Origin of the sequence: Halioglobus sp. Uisw_031 (assembly GCF_047729875.1) — a bacterium.
Classification (GTDB): domain Bacteria; phylum Pseudomonadota; class Gammaproteobacteria; order Pseudomonadales; family Halieaceae; genus Marimicrobium.
On record NZ_CP159826.1, the window covers coordinates 1220040 to 1233749 of the forward strand.

General features: G+C 52.5%; 14 protein-coding genes and 1 tRNA gene. 4 read left to right on the plus strand and 11 right to left on the minus strand.

Going from position 1 to position 13710, the window contains the following annotated elements; genetic code table 11:
- Positions 1 to 157: 157 nt before the first annotated feature.
- Positions 158 to 1462 carry a hypothetical protein gene (locus ABXT62_RS05570; protein ID WP_415357615.1) on the plus strand — a complete coding sequence of 435 codons (1305 nt, stop codon included), beginning with the start codon at positions 158 to 160 and terminating at the stop codon, positions 1460 to 1462.
- Here the strand turns inward: ABXT62_RS05570 and ABXT62_RS05575 are convergent.
- The 7 genes from ABXT62_RS05575 to ABXT62_RS05605 all read right to left on the minus strand — a co-directional run bounded on the left by ABXT62_RS05575 (position 1459) and on the right by ABXT62_RS05605 (position 7195).
- A complete protein-coding gene (locus ABXT62_RS05575; protein WP_415357616.1) occupies positions 1459 to 2532 on the minus strand; it encodes a sulfotransferase in 1074 nt (357 codons plus the stop codon). The two genes, ABXT62_RS05570 and ABXT62_RS05575, sit on opposite strands and share 4 nt — an antisense overlap.
- Positions 2529 to 2909, minus strand: a complete 381-nt coding sequence (locus tag ABXT62_RS05580; RefSeq protein ID WP_415357617.1) for a hypothetical protein — start codon at positions 2907 to 2909, stop codon at positions 2529 to 2531. Before ABXT62_RS05580 ends, ABXT62_RS05575 begins: the two co-directional genes overlap by 4 nt.
- Before the next feature lie 39 nt (positions 2910 to 2948).
- The gene (locus tag ABXT62_RS05585; RefSeq protein ID WP_415357618.1) at positions 2949 to 3218 is read right to left on the minus strand and encodes a hypothetical protein; all 270 of its coding nucleotides are present in this window, start codon (positions 3216 to 3218) and stop codon (positions 2949 to 2951) included.
- A 23-nt stretch (positions 3219 to 3241) separates the two neighbouring features.
- Complete coding sequence (locus tag ABXT62_RS05590; protein WP_415357619.1) at positions 3242 to 4567, minus strand: arylsulfotransferase family protein; 1326 nt, start codon at positions 4565 to 4567, stop codon at positions 3242 to 3244.
- A 245-nt stretch (positions 4568 to 4812) separates the two neighbouring features.
- Positions 4813 to 5556, minus strand: a complete 744-nt coding sequence (locus tag ABXT62_RS05595; RefSeq protein ID WP_415357620.1) for an SDR family NAD(P)-dependent oxidoreductase — start codon at positions 5554 to 5556, stop codon at positions 4813 to 4815.
- A gap of 7 nt (positions 5557 to 5563) precedes the next feature.
- Positions 5564 to 6865: an FAD-binding protein gene (locus tag ABXT62_RS05600; RefSeq protein WP_415357621.1), complete on the minus strand. Its 1302-nt coding sequence runs from the start codon at positions 6863 to 6865 to the stop codon at positions 5564 to 5566.
- Between the two features lie 253 nt (positions 6866 to 7118).
- A tRNA-Arg gene (locus tag ABXT62_RS05605) sits at positions 7119 to 7195 on the minus strand.
- 350 nt (positions 7196 to 7545) lie between these two features.
- Here ABXT62_RS05605 and ABXT62_RS05610 point away from each other — a divergent pair.
- From ABXT62_RS05610 to rluB, 3 genes are read left to right on the plus strand one after another with little or no spacing between them, the layout of a single operon-like run.
- A complete protein-coding gene (locus ABXT62_RS05610; RefSeq protein ID WP_415358169.1) occupies positions 7546 to 8355 on the plus strand; it encodes a segregation and condensation protein A in 810 nt (269 codons plus the stop codon).
- A gap of 1 nt (position 8356) precedes the next feature.
- The gene (gene scpB, locus ABXT62_RS05615; RefSeq protein WP_415357622.1) at positions 8357 to 9169 is read left to right on the plus strand and encodes an SMC-Scp complex subunit ScpB; all 813 of its coding nucleotides are present in this window, start codon (positions 8357 to 8359) and stop codon (positions 9167 to 9169) included.
- Between the two features lie 6 nt (positions 9170 to 9175).
- Positions 9176 to 10084, plus strand: a complete 909-nt coding sequence (rluB, locus tag ABXT62_RS05620) for a 23S rRNA pseudouridine(2605) synthase RluB (protein WP_415357623.1) — start codon at positions 9176 to 9178, stop codon at positions 10082 to 10084.
- Positions 10085 to 10098: 14 nt separating this feature from the next.
- On the opposite strand, the gene ABXT62_RS05625 is transcribed toward rluB, so the two are convergent.
- From ABXT62_RS05625 to ABXT62_RS05640, 4 genes are read right to left on the minus strand one after another with little or no spacing between them, the layout of a single operon-like run.
- The gene (locus ABXT62_RS05625; RefSeq protein ID WP_415357624.1) at positions 10099 to 10857 is read right to left on the minus strand and encodes a YciK family oxidoreductase; all 759 of its coding nucleotides are present in this window, start codon (positions 10855 to 10857) and stop codon (positions 10099 to 10101) included.
- Between the two features lie 13 nt (positions 10858 to 10870).
- Complete coding sequence (locus ABXT62_RS05630; protein ID WP_415357625.1) at positions 10871 to 11560, minus strand: HAD family hydrolase; 690 nt, start codon at positions 11558 to 11560, stop codon at positions 10871 to 10873.
- The gene (ubiG, locus tag ABXT62_RS05635; RefSeq protein WP_415357626.1) at positions 11560 to 12270 is read right to left on the minus strand and encodes a bifunctional 2-polyprenyl-6-hydroxyphenol methylase/3-demethylubiquinol 3-O-methyltransferase UbiG; all 711 of its coding nucleotides are present in this window, start codon (positions 12268 to 12270) and stop codon (positions 11560 to 11562) included. Before ubiG ends, ABXT62_RS05630 begins: the two co-directional genes overlap by 1 nt.
- On the minus strand, positions 12267 to 13607 hold the full coding sequence (locus ABXT62_RS05640; RefSeq protein ID WP_415357627.1) for a TRZ/ATZ family hydrolase: 1341 nt from the start codon (positions 13605 to 13607) through the stop codon (positions 12267 to 12269). The genes ubiG and ABXT62_RS05640 overlap by 4 nt, the downstream gene beginning before the upstream one ends.
- Positions 13608 to 13710 lie beyond the last annotated feature (103 nt).

The window sequence follows — 13710 nt, forward strand, 5'->3', positions numbered from 1 at the left end:
GCGATATGTATTCCTTGGAGTCCAGTGCTTTAAATTGTCAAAGCTATATTTTGACGTTAAAGGCTATGCTATTCTCCAGCGGTAATTTGTAATGAGTAGAATCGCCTTATAGTATTATTTCGTTTGGTTAGATCAGTCGTATAGAGATTTTATATAAGTGATACCCAGTTTAAGAAATAGCAGCATCTACCTATTTTCTGCCATCGCATCCCTGGCGGTGGTATCTATTTATGCGACAGCCATTTTTTCGCAGAGCCTTAATATTCCATTCAGGGATGATTTTCAGGATATCCTGATGTTTGTAGTAGAGTTTCATGCTGCCTCGGGCATACGCGATTCTATGCGAGTGTTGGTAGAACAGCATGCTGATCATCTTACCTATGCATCGAGAGTGTTCTATTACCTGATATTTATGCTTGAGGGCGAGGTAAATTTTCGTACCATGGTGGTCGTTTCACATTTGGGGGTGTTGTTCCTATCCTGCTTGTTCTATTCACAGATAGACGTTATCTCACCCCTAAAACCGGTATTTTTCGTTTGTTTGTTCTTGCTGCTACTGCATCCAAGGGCCTATGGGCTATTGATTTGGCCTATGGCCACATTCGCATTTTTCTTTGCTTTCGCCTACCCATTGGCAACTTTTGCATTGCTGAAAAATCCTGCGGGTTATCGCTATCCACTGGCTATCCTTTGCGCAGTGTTGGCAACTTTCACGATGTCTATGGGTCAATTTGTCTGGGTGCTTGGGTTACTGTTCCTGTGGATAGAACGTCATGTGCTCGGGGGCAGGTATCGTGGCTACCTGTTCGGATGGGTTCTGGCTGCGTTAGCGACCATGGTGCTGTTTTATTCCTACTTCTCTCCTCAATTTCAAATGTCTAACCTGCTTGGTTACGTTCTGGAAAATCCAATTCACAGTTTGGAAGTATATGTGACAATGCTGGGATCAGGCTTGGGGTTTGGTCATGCTCCGTTGTCTCAGGTATTGGGGGTCGTCAGCCTCGTAGTGAGTGTATTTTTTCTGTTCCAGGGTGTTAAAAATGGGCTGAAGCCCCTGCATTACTTCCTCCTGTTTAATCTCGGATCCATCGCGATGATCGTGATGGGAAGGGCATACGGATTTGCATTCTTTGAGACGCCAGTAGAAAAAATAGCGCTGAGGCCAAGGTATACCTTTGCATCGTTGATGCTATGGCTAACTCTTTTTGTTCTCTGTCTAAACGCTATCAAGGCGGTGAGTCTTTTGCGAGTGGTGTCGGTGCTGGCAATAGCGATGCTTTATAATGCTGCTTGCTATCAGTTGTTTTATCCCCAGTTCGAACAGCACCGCAAACAGAGGTTGGGCGAATTCAATAGTTTCGGCGTGGCTGATTCCATCGCGTGGCCGACCCAGGAGATATTGAAAAAAGCCGAGGAGTCTGGCATCTATGTGCAGCCTAAAAGGCCCTATAAGCCTCATTAGCAACGAGAGGCCTCGAGTAGGCCCCAGTGAATACTCTTAGCTTTCGAAAGCAGTTGATCAGACACGTAAGCGGTATTCACAGGGTGCTCCGTCACTGCACGTAAATCGCTCGCTTGACGGGTCAGCGCCTGCGGCGTTGTCAGCTTTAGTGTTTGCTCAATTCGTTCTAGCGTGCGCTCAGGCTGCGACACCAGTTCTTCAAACGAGAGTAAGTTTGCTGCTTTGGCATGGTTAGCCAGAACGTGACCGTAAGTCGCGACCCAGTATTCCAGCCAGAACCCTAGTGTCATTGCGTCAGGATAGTTGGCGTCATGCAACCAGTTGCCAAAGTTAATGGGTCTCAAGTTTTCGCCAAAGTCAAAATGACCCGTACCGGACATATAGCGGTGCGCAAAACGATCCTCCGCGTGCATTCGAATAAATCCGCGATGCTGGCGGAGCAAAGAGCTTGCATGCTGCAGCGGTTCACGAAAGGGCACGATGAGGGCGCAGTCGGGAGCCAGATTTTTAAGCGCTCGCAGTCGCGCGATATTCATATTATTTTTGGAGGCGTATCGTGCCGGTTCCTCAGGCGATCGCAGTGCAATAATTTTACGCATGTGGTCTATGAAGAAGGCGCGGAACTGTTCGTTTTTACCCTGCTTCCAGGGCTTGATGCGGTCCTGTTCATAATGGCCGCTCCAAAATTGCTGCCAGATGATTTCCTCTAGCGCCTCTGGACTGTCTAAAGAGATACTGACGCCGTCACCGTGTGCGCGTTCGCGTGCAATCGATTCGGTGCCAAAAATACTCGCAAAGCGTTGCCATAGCATTGGGCACAGTACGAATGGCATGTCGCGGTAAGTGTGGCTGGCGAACTCGCCTGTGCCGACCAGAAGATTGAGTAAGAGTGTTGTGCCAGCACGGGGCAGGGCGGTGACGAACACGGGTCTTTCGCAGATTACCGGTTCCAGCTGCTTCTTGAACAAGCTACTTTCTATGTCGGCTAGGCCAACTTGGGCACCTGTGGTGGCGAAGCTGAGCCGATGTAGCCACTGATTTGGTAGAGAGTACTGGTTTTCGAACTTCATGGGGTGCGTTTGTGCAATATGTAAAAGACGCCAAACCCTATAATGGTTGCGGCCAACAGAAACTCCCAACGCATCAACATTGCCATAACGGCATCGAAGGACAGTACACCGACTCTGTCGGCGAGCCAGACTGCGCCAATCGGGAGGCCCAGAGCTGCGACACTGCCAACAATAAGCAGCCCGAGCAGTTTAAACATGACACGTGCAGCACGTTGTATAGCCTTTTCCTTGGCGAGGTCATCAAGGGAGGCGTCTCCTAGAACTGCGGATGCCCCCCGAGCGTGCGCAATGACCTCGGTAGTCCAGCGAATCAGGCCGATAAAATGCGCGAGAAAGGCAAATCCAATAACGACGAAAGTAGCGGCAAAAATAGTCATCGTGCTTTACCCGACGTTTTAGACACGCATCGCGGCGTTCTAGGGAGTACTGGCGTCTCGCTCATCATCTTCTGGTTCATCATCGTCGTCTTCATCAACAGTCCGAGATTTACCCGAGAGCATACGCTTGAGCGGAAACCAGACAAAGCCGATAACAGCAAGCAGCACCGCGCCGATCAGCGCTAGAAGTGCTCCGATACTCGAAACTGCCCCGCCGGGGCCGAGATAGGCCAGTGCTGGCATTGCAACCAGAGTCGAGCATATCAGCAGTAGTCGCGTAAGTGGAATGTGGCTGATGTAGCGCTGCATGTCGAAATGCTCCTGCTATTGTTTCAATTTTTTGGGCTGCATGCCCAATTAGCAACCTGTTCGGCGCTGATGTCGTAACGGGTGGCTTCCATGACTTCCGCCACGCGGTTGTCGTTGTTGGGCTTATTTATCCATTCCCAAATGACATCGCCATCGGAGGTTGTTTCAAACACTTTGCCTGCATAGGGCTCCGCGATTAGCATATTGCCATTGTCCAGCAGCTGCCACTTGCCGCCGCGTTGGCTGTAGAACCTCTCGCCCTCCTTCGGTGGATACTGAACTATGGTGTGCCCTGTGGTGGGGTCGAAATTAACCAGTCGACTCCCACCCAGCATGCTGCCCAATTTGCCACCAAAGCCCTTATTGTTATCGTACACGGTGATTGTGCCGTCAGGGTTGAAATCTGGGTCGTGCTGTTCTATCCAGTCATCGGTTTCATGCCACTTAACGTGGCCGCTCTGCGGGTCGAATACCAGCACCATATGCAGGTGTCGCAGTGATACCAGTAAGTCTCCTGCGCTAAACATTGGGAACGCCCGCGCCATAGCGGCGTCCAGCACCTCAACGTCGTTCATGTGCAGAATATCACCACTTTGGCGGCGGGATATTTTGGGGATATAACGTTGCAAATCGTTCAGATACAGAACTTCCAGCATACTGATGTCCTCCAGCAGTTCTCCCTGTGGCGACACCTTGTAAATCCTGTCCTCCATGATCGGGACTTTCTTGAGTGGCGAAATACCAATGAACGGCTTGAGGTAGGCCATGTCTTGAGGGTCGTCGACGCTGAGTTTGACATTGCCAGGCACCCAAAAGTTGCCGTCATCGTCCCGGTCGACAGAATGATGCGTCGTATAGGGGAGGCGCCAGACAAGTTCCCCGCAGGCGTCAATACGGAACAAACCCTGGAATTCTAAATTGAACACAACGTCGCCATTGCCAAATAGGTAAGACCCGTGCACAAATGGTTTGATGTAGTTCATGATGTCAGCAGACTCGGGCCATAACTCTGCACCGTCAGCGCGCCATGTGTGCAAGACAGAGCCGTCAGTGTCGATGAGCTTGAGTGCGGCTCGCCAATTGGTATCTTCCCAAAAGCTGGTGAGCAGTGTTAGCCCTGGTTGCATCGCTGAGGCATTTTTTGCTCGGGCTCCATGCCAGTCGTATCGGGCCGGCTCAAGGTAGTGCGGAACAACGTCTATTTTCTTGCGAGTTAATTTGTCAACTTCAGCAAAGGCAGGTTCAAGAAGTGTATAAGGGAATAGTTCGAAACGCTGTGCCGCAAAGCCGTATAGTAATGCGAGAAACGTCAGCGACAGCGCGGCAACCAGAACATCTATTTTGCCCATACGGCTCTTCTATACCTTTAACACAGCTTAATACGACTCGAGTGGTTTTTTGTAAGCACCAGTGATGGTACGGATATTATCTGATATTACCATCTAAACATGTCCACTGAGACGATAGCGCTCATCTCCCTTGAACTGGTTGTCTATTGTCCCGCAGTGCAGTGCAATACTGCACGTCATGTACCGGTAACGTGTGACCTAGGTAACCCGCACTGCACTGTCCGGGGAAACAGTCTTTTTAGTGCTCAAATGTCCATCCTGTTGAAGATGAAGCGCGGAAGATGGCGGATTATCATCATAATAACCCACCATCTTCGCGGAGCATAAACGATGCTTCGTCGCTTCTCCATGCCGCTGACAATAGTGGCAGCGACTTTGGCGACATCTGCAAGCGATGGACCAGAGTCGCCCAAATGTGCGGTCATTGGGGTGCGAGTGGGGCCGGGTTTGATCAGAATGACGGCAACCTCAGTGCCCGCTAAGCGATGCTGTAAGCCCTGAACGTAGCGGGTAATCATGCCTTTCCCCGCGCCATAGACATAGTTAGATTTGCGGCCACGGTCCCCAGCCACTGAACCGATAACGCCAAGGGTGCCGTGCCCCGCGCGGACCATGCTACTAGCGATAGCTTCAGCAAACAAAACTGGAGAAATACCATTAATGCTCAATTCTTCCGCGGTGAGCGCGAGGTCTTGTTGGCAAGCGGATTGGTCAGCTAACGAACCGTGGGCAATCAGTGCGCAGTCAGCGTTGCCATCTTTCAGAATTTGGTCAACGAGGCGCTGAATAGAGTCAGGTTCCACGAGATTGCCGCTGACTACGGTTATCGCTGAGCTTGGGCTACGCACCTTGAGGTCGTCGGCGATAGATTTTGTCCGGGATGCATCGCGTCCTACCAGCGTTAAGTTAATGGGCGCCTCAGCGATCCAGAGCCGAGCGCAGTGCTCTGCAATCGATGACGTAGCGCCAATTATAATAAAGCGTTTCATTGAAAATTCACCAGCCCATTACCCGTTTGGAAAATCCGGAACTGAGGCCCGGATCTCTATAGGGCAGAAACTCAGGTAGATGCGGGTACCCTGCGGTAAATAGTGCCTCTGTCATTCTAGCATCCTTGGCGGGATATAGCCGCCCTCCGGCTTCGGCCACAATAGCGTCAATGCGTCTGAAAAGTTGTAGCGTAATGTCTCCCCTATTGGGGAAATCCAGAGCAAGCGTTAAACCCTCCATCGGGAAGCTGAGTAAGCCAGGGGAGGGTACATCGCCGAAAGTTTTAAGTACTGAAAGGAAAGAGCCTTGCCCCGATACGGCTATCTCGTGCAGGATTGCTTTGATTGCTGGCATTCCAGATTCGTAGGGAACAACCAGTTGATATTGGTAGAATCCTTTGGGGCCGTACATGCGGTTCCAGTCTAAAATGCCATCAAGCGGATAGAAGTAAGACTGGTAGTGGCTTCTGCCCATTCCGGATTTCTGTTTCTGGCTTAAAAAGTAGGCTTGGTTAAATGCGGTTAGAGTCATGCGATTCACTAGAGATACGGGGGGCACCAGGGGCACGCGCAGACGACTCTTGCTCGGTGTGCTCTCGGCTTCAGATTGACTGTGGTTTGCTCGAATGAAAATGCCCCGATTATGTTTACGGGAGTTGCAGTCAATCCATGACACCGTGTACTCCCAATCCGCCTCCGAATCCTTACTAATCTGAGAGAACTCAGCAAGGCTTGCATAGGTCAGAGTCTCTGTATCCAGCCAGCAGCTGTTTACTCGTCTCAGGTTAAGCGATACTTCTTTGATAACACCCGTCAGTCCCAGACCTCCGGTAGTAGCGTTAAACCAGCTTGGCTCTTTGGTGGGCGAGCAAATAAATTCCTCACGATCCGTTCTGGCTAACCTGATCCAGTTTACGTGGTTGCTGAAGCACCCGTGCGTGTGGTGATTCTTACCATGAATGTCGTTAGCGACTGCGCCACCAACGGTAACATATTGCGTTCCAGGTGTGACTGGCAGCATCCAGCCTTGGGCAACAAATAGTGTTTGGATGTCTTTGAGCAGCACTCCGGCCTCGCAAATCAGTTCGCCGGATTCTGCGTCAAAGCTGCAAAGCCGATCTAGACCGCTAGACAGGTAAACGCCCCCGCCAGGGTTGAGGCATACGTCGCCATAGCTGCGGCCCATGCCATACACGATAGACGTTTCACCATTGTCCGATTGAGTTAACTGTTGATTGCCGATCTCTCTAGACAATGCGGTCGCAGGGTAATTGTCATCGCTCAGCCTGCCCCATGAAGAGAGTTTCATAGATTAACCCCAAAAGCGCTTAGTAGTATGATCCCGCCAAAGATTGCGCCGCATATCAGACTCACCTTGTCAGTTATGGCCACTACCACCGGCTCACCGTGCATTCGCTACGATGAGCATTGAGCCGGATCGAGCTCACCCGATAGAGCAGCAAAGCCAGGCCATTTTCGGCATCTGTCCAGTTGCCACCGGCGGTGCTTTCTAGGCAAAATGCCAGTAGTAGCGGGCAAATAGACCCTTTTACTGCAGAAGTTGGTGCGCCCGGAGAGATTCGAACTCCCGACCAATCGGTTCGAAGCCGATTACTCTATCCAGCTGAGCTACGGGCGCGTGGTGGACAGTGGATTATATAGATTCCTGACTCCGGCGAAAGGGCTGTTAGGTAGATAGTCACTGAATATCCTTACATTTCTTGCAAATTCTGGCTTTCCCAAGGAGTGAGGGTAGCCTGATGTTGATGCTTTGCGCCCTCAGGGGCCACACGTCTGGCCTGCAACGTGGGACCAATGGTCGGCTGAACAGGCTCACTCTTTGGGCATTAGTCAGGTATACTATTGGAGACCTAAAAGTGGGTGAATAAAGTGTCAGTCGATGAATCCAATACTGAAGTCCAGGCCGGCACGCCTCCGGTTGATGGCGATCCTTTGGCGAGTCAGGATGCCTCCCAGGCTGTCGCTGCGATGGCACCTTTTCTAGCTGGGCCTGCGCTGCAGGGGGAGATGCCCTTCGCAATGGTGATGGGGCAAGCCGTTACCGAGTTTCCCAAGGATTTATATATTCCTCCGCAGGCTCTGGAAGTGTTCCTGGAGGCCTTTGAAGGTCCTTTGGACCTGCTTCTTTACCTGATTAAGCGCCAGAATCTGGATATTCTGGAAATCGACGTTTCCCAGATTACCGAACAATACATGGAATACGTGGAGCTGATGGATGCCATGCAATTTGAGTTGGCAGCAGAGTATCTGCTGATGGCCGCTATGCTGGCAGAGATTAAGTCGCGTATGTTGCTGCCGCGCGCCAGCGAACTGGAAGATGATGAAGAAGATCCGCGCGCACAGCTTCTTAGGCGTCTGCAGGAATATGAGCGCTTTAAGAAAGCGGCTGAAGATATTGAAGAGTTGCCGCGTGTGGAGCGGGATACCTGGATCGGCAGTGCTAATCCACCGGAACTGAACCGCACGCGTCCCGACCCGGAAGTAGATTTACGGGAATTAATGGTCGCTCTGGGTGAGGTAATGCGCAGGGCTGATATGTTTGCAAGCCACCATATTCAGCAAGAGGCGCTCTCCACTCGAGAGCGGATGAGTGAGGTTCTTGAGAGGCTGGCAGGGCAGCAGTTTGTGCCGTTTGTGTCTCTGTTTCGGGTATCTGAAGGACGTTTGGGAGTTGTCGTGACTTTCCTGGCATTGATGGAACTCATTAAGGAAGCGCTTGTGGAGATCGTACAGACCGAAAATTTTGGTCCCATCCACGTTAAGGCAAGGTCGGAGTAGTATGTCGGAAATAGGCTTGGTACAGATTATTGAGGGCGCTTTACTTGCCGCCGGCAGGCCGATGACAGTGGCGCAACTCGCGGAACTGTTCGAGGAGCATGAGCGGCCCGAAAATGCGGCGATTCGAGAGGCTCTCGAAGAGGCGGCGGCGCGTTGTGAAGGTCGGGGTTTCGAATTGCTGGAAGTGGCCGGAGGCTTTCGTTATCAGGTGCGCCAGTCCCTCAGTCCGTGGGTGGCCAGGTTGTGGCACGAGCGTCCGCAAAAATACTCGCGCGCGCTGCTGGAGACTTTATCCCTGATGGCCTATAGGCAGCCTATTACGCGTGGAGAAATAGAAGAGATTCGCGGTGTTGCGGTTAGTACCAATATTATTAAGACGCTGCATGAGCGTGAATGGATCCGTGTCGTGGGGCACCGTGATGTTCCGGGTCGACCGGCTATGTATGCTACCACACGGCACTTTCTGGACTATTTCAACCTGAAAAGCCTGGATCAACTTCCAGCCCTGGCTGAGATACGTGACCTGGATACACTGAATGCGGAGCTTGGGTTTAGCCAGCCACTACCCGACGATACTGACGCGGGTGAGGGTGCCTCGGGTTTGACCTTGGTCGGAGGTACGGAGCACGCACTGGGCGAAGGCCAGGGTAGCGATGACGCCGTCACGCTCTCTCAGGCTGCGGATGATCTTGAAGCCAGAGCGGCACAGTCGTCAGACGAAGATCTTGACAGCATTGGCGGTGAGGCTGACGTTGATCCTGAATTGGGCGACCCTGTGCAAACCGAGTCATCCAATCCCGAATCGAAAGTCTGACCAACCATGGCGAATAAACCCCAGAAGCCATTGCCGAAGTCGCAGGCCCAGCCAACGGAGCCCGAGCTACCCGAACCTGCGGCGGGAGAGAAAGTACAAAAAGTGCTTGCCCGTGCTGGACTCGGCTCTCGCCGAGAAATAGAACGATGGATTGAGGCCGGAAGAGTTGCTGTTAACGGCAAGGCCGCTCGTCTTGGAGATCGTGTCGACGACCATGATCGGCTAGCGGTTGATGGTCGCGCCGTCGATCTGGCGCCGGCTCAGGAGGCGCGGTGTATTCTTTATCACAAGCCTCCCGGCGAAGTCTGTTCACGCAGTGACCCGGAGGGTCGCCGCACGGTATTTGGGCGGTTACCTAATCTGAAGTCCGGCCGTTGGATTTCCATTGGTCGATTAGATTTCAACACTTCTGGACTATTATTATTCACTACCGACGGCGATCTGGCCAACGGGTTGATGCATCCATCCTCCAATATTGAACGCGAATATATGGTGCGCGTCATGGGAGACGTGCAGGAGGACATGCTCCGACGTATGTTAGAAGGCGTTATGCTGGACGACGGCATGGCGCGTTTTGCGGATATTCAAGACGGCGGCGGCGATGGCATTAACCGCTGGTACTATGTGGTGCTTATGGAGGGCCGCAATCGCGAGGTTCGCCGTTTGTGGGAGTCGCAGGGTTTAACGGTGTCACGCTTAAAGCGAGTGCGGTACGGAGACGTTTTTATTCCGTCCAAGGTCAAGCAAGGGCAGTGGGTGGAAATGGATCGCACCGATGTCAAATCACTCTACCGTATCGCCAGTCTGAAACCCAAAGAGATAAAACGTAGCACCGCCAAGGAGCGTGAAGTGATGGAACGGCAGTTTGGCAAGCGCCTTGGTCGCGGTGCGGCAAAGAAGAGTGGCCGAACCTAGCAGAGTGAGTTCACTTAGCGAGCATCAAACGCCTTGCCGGTGATGCCGGCGCTATCGTCCCCCATCAAAAAAAGATAAGCCGGCATGATATTCTGTGGTGCGGGGTTGGTTGCGGGGTTTTCTCCGGGATAGGCGGCTCTGCGCATAGCCGTATTGGTGGCGCGAGGGTTGAGACTATTGACGCGAATTTTTGACGTATTCTCCAGCTCACTGGCGAGCACTTGCATGAAACCTTCAGTCGCAAATTTGGACACTGCATAGGCACCCCAGTAGGCCTTACCAACACGGCCAACTGTGGATGACGTGAAAATGATCGAGGCAGTAGGGGCCTGTTGCAGTAAGGGTAAAAAATGTTGGGTCAATAAAAACTGGGCGTTGACGTTCACCTGCATGACGTCTTGCCAGTTTGCGTATCCGGCACTTTCGATGGGGCGTCGATCGCCAAGAAGCGCAGCATTGTGCAGTATCCCATCAAGGCAGGAAAACTCCTCGCCAAGGCTTGCAGCGAGGGACGTATACATATCCTCGGGAGCGGTGGCCAGATCCATTTCTATAATGCCAGGCTTTGATCCGCCTGCGTTTTCGATTTCATCGTATACGGCCTCCAGTTTGCTCCCCGTGCGTCCAAGCAGCAGGACTGAGGCTCCATATTTAGCATAATTAAGAGCCGCGCTGCGACCTATGCCGTCACCCGCACCCGTGACAAGAATAGTTTTCCCTGACAACAGGTTGGTACGGGGTCTGTAATCTATAGGGATGTTTGATACTTGCATGCTGCGTCCTTAGTTACTGCGTTCCCAAAATGAGCTCGAACAGATCTTGACTAGACAGTGCCTGGGCATTGGCACCCCAGCCTTGCGGGTCATCGTTTTCTTCGATATAGCCGTAAGCGGCTGCGATGGTATACATGCCCGCGCGCCGTCCCGCCTCAATGTCACGCAAATGATCACCGATGTAGATTGCTTCGTGGGGCGCGCAGTGTAGATCATGACAATTGCGGTAGAGTGATTCCGGATGCGGTTTGCGATTAGTGATGTCGTCTGGACAGACCACACTACCCGGGGGCGGTTGTATGTTGAGCCGTGCCAACAGTGGCTCAGTATACGCTCGCGGTTTGTTGGTGGAAATGCCCCAGACAATGCCCTTAGCTTGCAGTCGTGCGAGTAGGGATTCGATGCCAGGATAGGGCGAAGCCATTGTGCCTACAACCTGGCTGTAGAGTTCCAGTAGGCGTAGGCGTTTACTCTCGAATTCTGGTGCATCCTCATTGATGTCAAGACCTAAGCTGACCAGTGCACGCGCGCCGTTGGAAACTGAGGCGCGGATGCGCTGTGGATCCATTGCATCATGTCCGTGCTCTGCACGCAGACCCTGCACGACCGGCACAAATTCGTCTGCGGTATCGACCAGGGTGCCGTCCAAATCAAAAATGACCGCCTTTAAATTTTGGGGAAACGCTGAGCGGGGATCTTTCATCAGGCAGGTTTCACAGTGCGTACCATGTAATTCACACTGACATCCGTCTCATCCAGTCGATAGCGTTTGGACAGTGGATTGTAGGTAAGCCCTGTCATGCCTTGTAGGACGAGGCCGGCTTCACGTATCCAACTGGCCATCTCTGAAGGTTTTATAAATTTAGCATACTCATGGGTGCCCGCTGGGAGTAATTGCAAAATGTGTTCGGCACCGACGATGGCAAAAGCGAACGACTTTAGATTGCGGTTAAGGGTTGAGAAATACAGTGCTCCACCGGGTTTTACCAGTCTGGCACAGGCCGCGATGACCTCTCCAGGCTCGGGCACGTGCTCCAACATTTCAAGACAGCACACGATGTCATAGCTTTGCGGAACCGTTTCCGCCAGTTGTTCTGCGGTGGATTGTCGGTAGTCGACCTCGACACCTGACTCTAGTTGGTGCAGCCTCGCCACAGACAGTGGCGCCTCACCCATGTCGATACCCGTGACGATGGCTCCGCGCTGGGCCATGGCTTCCGCTAGGATGCCGCCGCCACATCCCACGTCTAATAGATATTTACCCGCGACCGGTGAATGGTGGTCGATATAGTTAGCGCGCAGGGGATTGATATCGTGTAATGCACGGAATTCGCTGTTGCGGTCCCACCACCGCGAGGCAAGTGCTTCAAACTTGGCGATTTCCTGTGGGTCTACATTGAGGTTTTTGATCATTGTGGTCGACTCGCAGTGTGACTGATTCGGTGTTGCCATGAGTTGACCCGTGTTGCCAGTGTTTCGAGATCAACTCGGGTGAGCTTTCGTTGTGCCATCACTGGCTCGCCGCCTATCCAACTGTGTGTCACCTGGCTGCCGTTGCAGGCATAAACCAGCTGTGACAGCGGATGATACAGCGGCTGTGTTTCGGGGCCACGCAAATCGACAGCAATGAGATCGGCCTGTTTACCAATCTCCAGACTGCCGATGCTATCTTCAAGTCCCAATGCTCTAGCGCCATTGATAGTCGCCATTGCCAGTGTATCTGCCGCAGGGAGGGAGCCGGCGTCGCCCGATTGTAACTTAGCCAGCAGCGCTGCGGTTTGCATTTCCCCGAACATGTTGAGATCGTTGTTGCTGGCGGCGCTGTCCGTACCCAGTGCAACATTCACGCCTTCCTTTAGCAAATGACTGACTCGGCAGGCGCCAGAGGCCAATTTCATATTGGATTGTGGGCAGTGCACCACGTGAGCGCCTGTTGCTGCCAGCAAGGCTATCTCATTATCGCGAAGATCAGTCATGTGCACGCATTGAGTTCGAGGGCCGAGTAACCCTAGGCGGTGTAACATGTTCAGCGGACGTTCCCCATGCTCTTCTATAGCCTGCAGCACTTCTGCGGCGGTCTCGTGCAGATGAATCTGTATCGGCGAATCCAGCTCGGCGGCGAGAGTCGCTATTTTAATCAGGTTGCTTTCACAAACGGTATAGGGGGCGTGGGGTCCGAAGACCACAGTCACCAGAGTGCTGTGCTTGAAGTCGTCCCTCAGGGCTAGCCCCTTTCTGATGTAGTCGTCTCCGTCCAGACCCCAGGCAGTAGGAAAATCAAAAATTGGAAAAGTAATCTGGCAGCGCATACCCAGCCTTTGGGCGGTCGCGGCGCAAACATCGGGGAAAAAATACATATCACTGAAGGTTGTAGTGCCTGAGCGTATCATCTCAGCTATGGCCAGTTCTGTGCCATCCCCTACAAATGCTTCGCTGACGTGTGCCTGTTCTGCTGGCCAGATATGCTGCTCCAGCCAAGGCATTAGAGGTTGGTCGTCAGCGTAGCCACGAAACAGACTCATCGCAGCATGTCCATGGCAGTTTACCAACCCCGGCAGCAGCGCTTGGCCCGGCAATTCAAGTATTTCGCGCGCGTCGATAGATTCTGCTTCTGCTCTGGGTAGCAGGGCAGAAATGCGACCCTCCGTCAGCGCAATACTGTGATTTGGTAGCACTACACCATGAGGCAACACCGGCACTATCCAGTCAGGATGAATCAGCAAATCTGCGGTTTTTTGTTGCAACGTCATGGTTTTTTCCTGTTTCTTGAGGCGCATGTGCTGGCGCGAAAATGCCGTCCTGCCCAGTGGAGAAGCCGGAACAGGCGCATCCTTGTGAAAGTATAACCACAAA

Bases quoted from the DNA above. Each gene is read 5' to 3' on its own strand.
- ABXT62_RS05595 (WP_415357620.1), bottom strand. From the start codon at position 5,556: ATGAAACGCTTTATTATAATTGGCGCTACGTCATCGATTGCAGAGCAC.
- ABXT62_RS05585 (WP_415357618.1), bottom strand. From the start codon at position 3,218: ATGCAGCGCTACATCAGCCACATTCCACTTACGCGACTACTGCTGATA.
- rluB (WP_415357623.1), top strand. From the start codon at position 9,176: ATGGCGAATAAACCCCAGAAGCCATTGCCGAAGTCGCAGGCCCAGCCA.
- ABXT62_RS05600 (WP_415357621.1), bottom strand. From the start codon at position 6,865: ATGAAACTCTCTTCATGGGGCAGGCTGAGCGATGACAATTACCCTGCG.
- ABXT62_RS05640 (WP_415357627.1), bottom strand. From the start codon at position 13,607: ATGACGTTGCAACAAAAAACCGCAGATTTGCTGATTCATCCTGACTGG.
- ABXT62_RS05610 (WP_415358169.1), top strand. From the start codon at position 7,546: ATGGCACCTTTTCTAGCTGGGCCTGCGCTGCAGGGGGAGATGCCCTTC.
- ABXT62_RS05575 (WP_415357616.1), bottom strand. From the start codon at position 2,532: ATGAAGTTCGAAAACCAGTACTCTCTACCAAATCAGTGGCTACATCGG.
- ABXT62_RS05590 (WP_415357619.1), bottom strand. From the start codon at position 4,567: ATGGGCAAAATAGATGTTCTGGTTGCCGCGCTGTCGCTGACGTTTCTC.
- ABXT62_RS05580 (WP_415357617.1), bottom strand. From the start codon at position 2,909: ATGACTATTTTTGCCGCTACTTTCGTCGTTATTGGATTTGCCTTTCTC.
- scpB (WP_415357622.1), top strand. From the start codon at position 8,357: ATGTCGGAAATAGGCTTGGTACAGATTATTGAGGGCGCTTTACTTGCC.
- ubiG (WP_415357626.1), bottom strand. From the start codon at position 12,270: ATGATCAAAAACCTCAATGTAGACCCACAGGAAATCGCCAAGTTTGAA.
- ABXT62_RS05625 (WP_415357624.1), bottom strand. From the start codon at position 10,857: ATGCAAGTATCAAACATCCCTATAGATTACAGACCCCGTACCAACCTG.
- ABXT62_RS05630 (WP_415357625.1), bottom strand. From the start codon at position 11,560: ATGAAAGATCCCCGCTCAGCGTTTCCCCAAAATTTAAAGGCGGTCATT.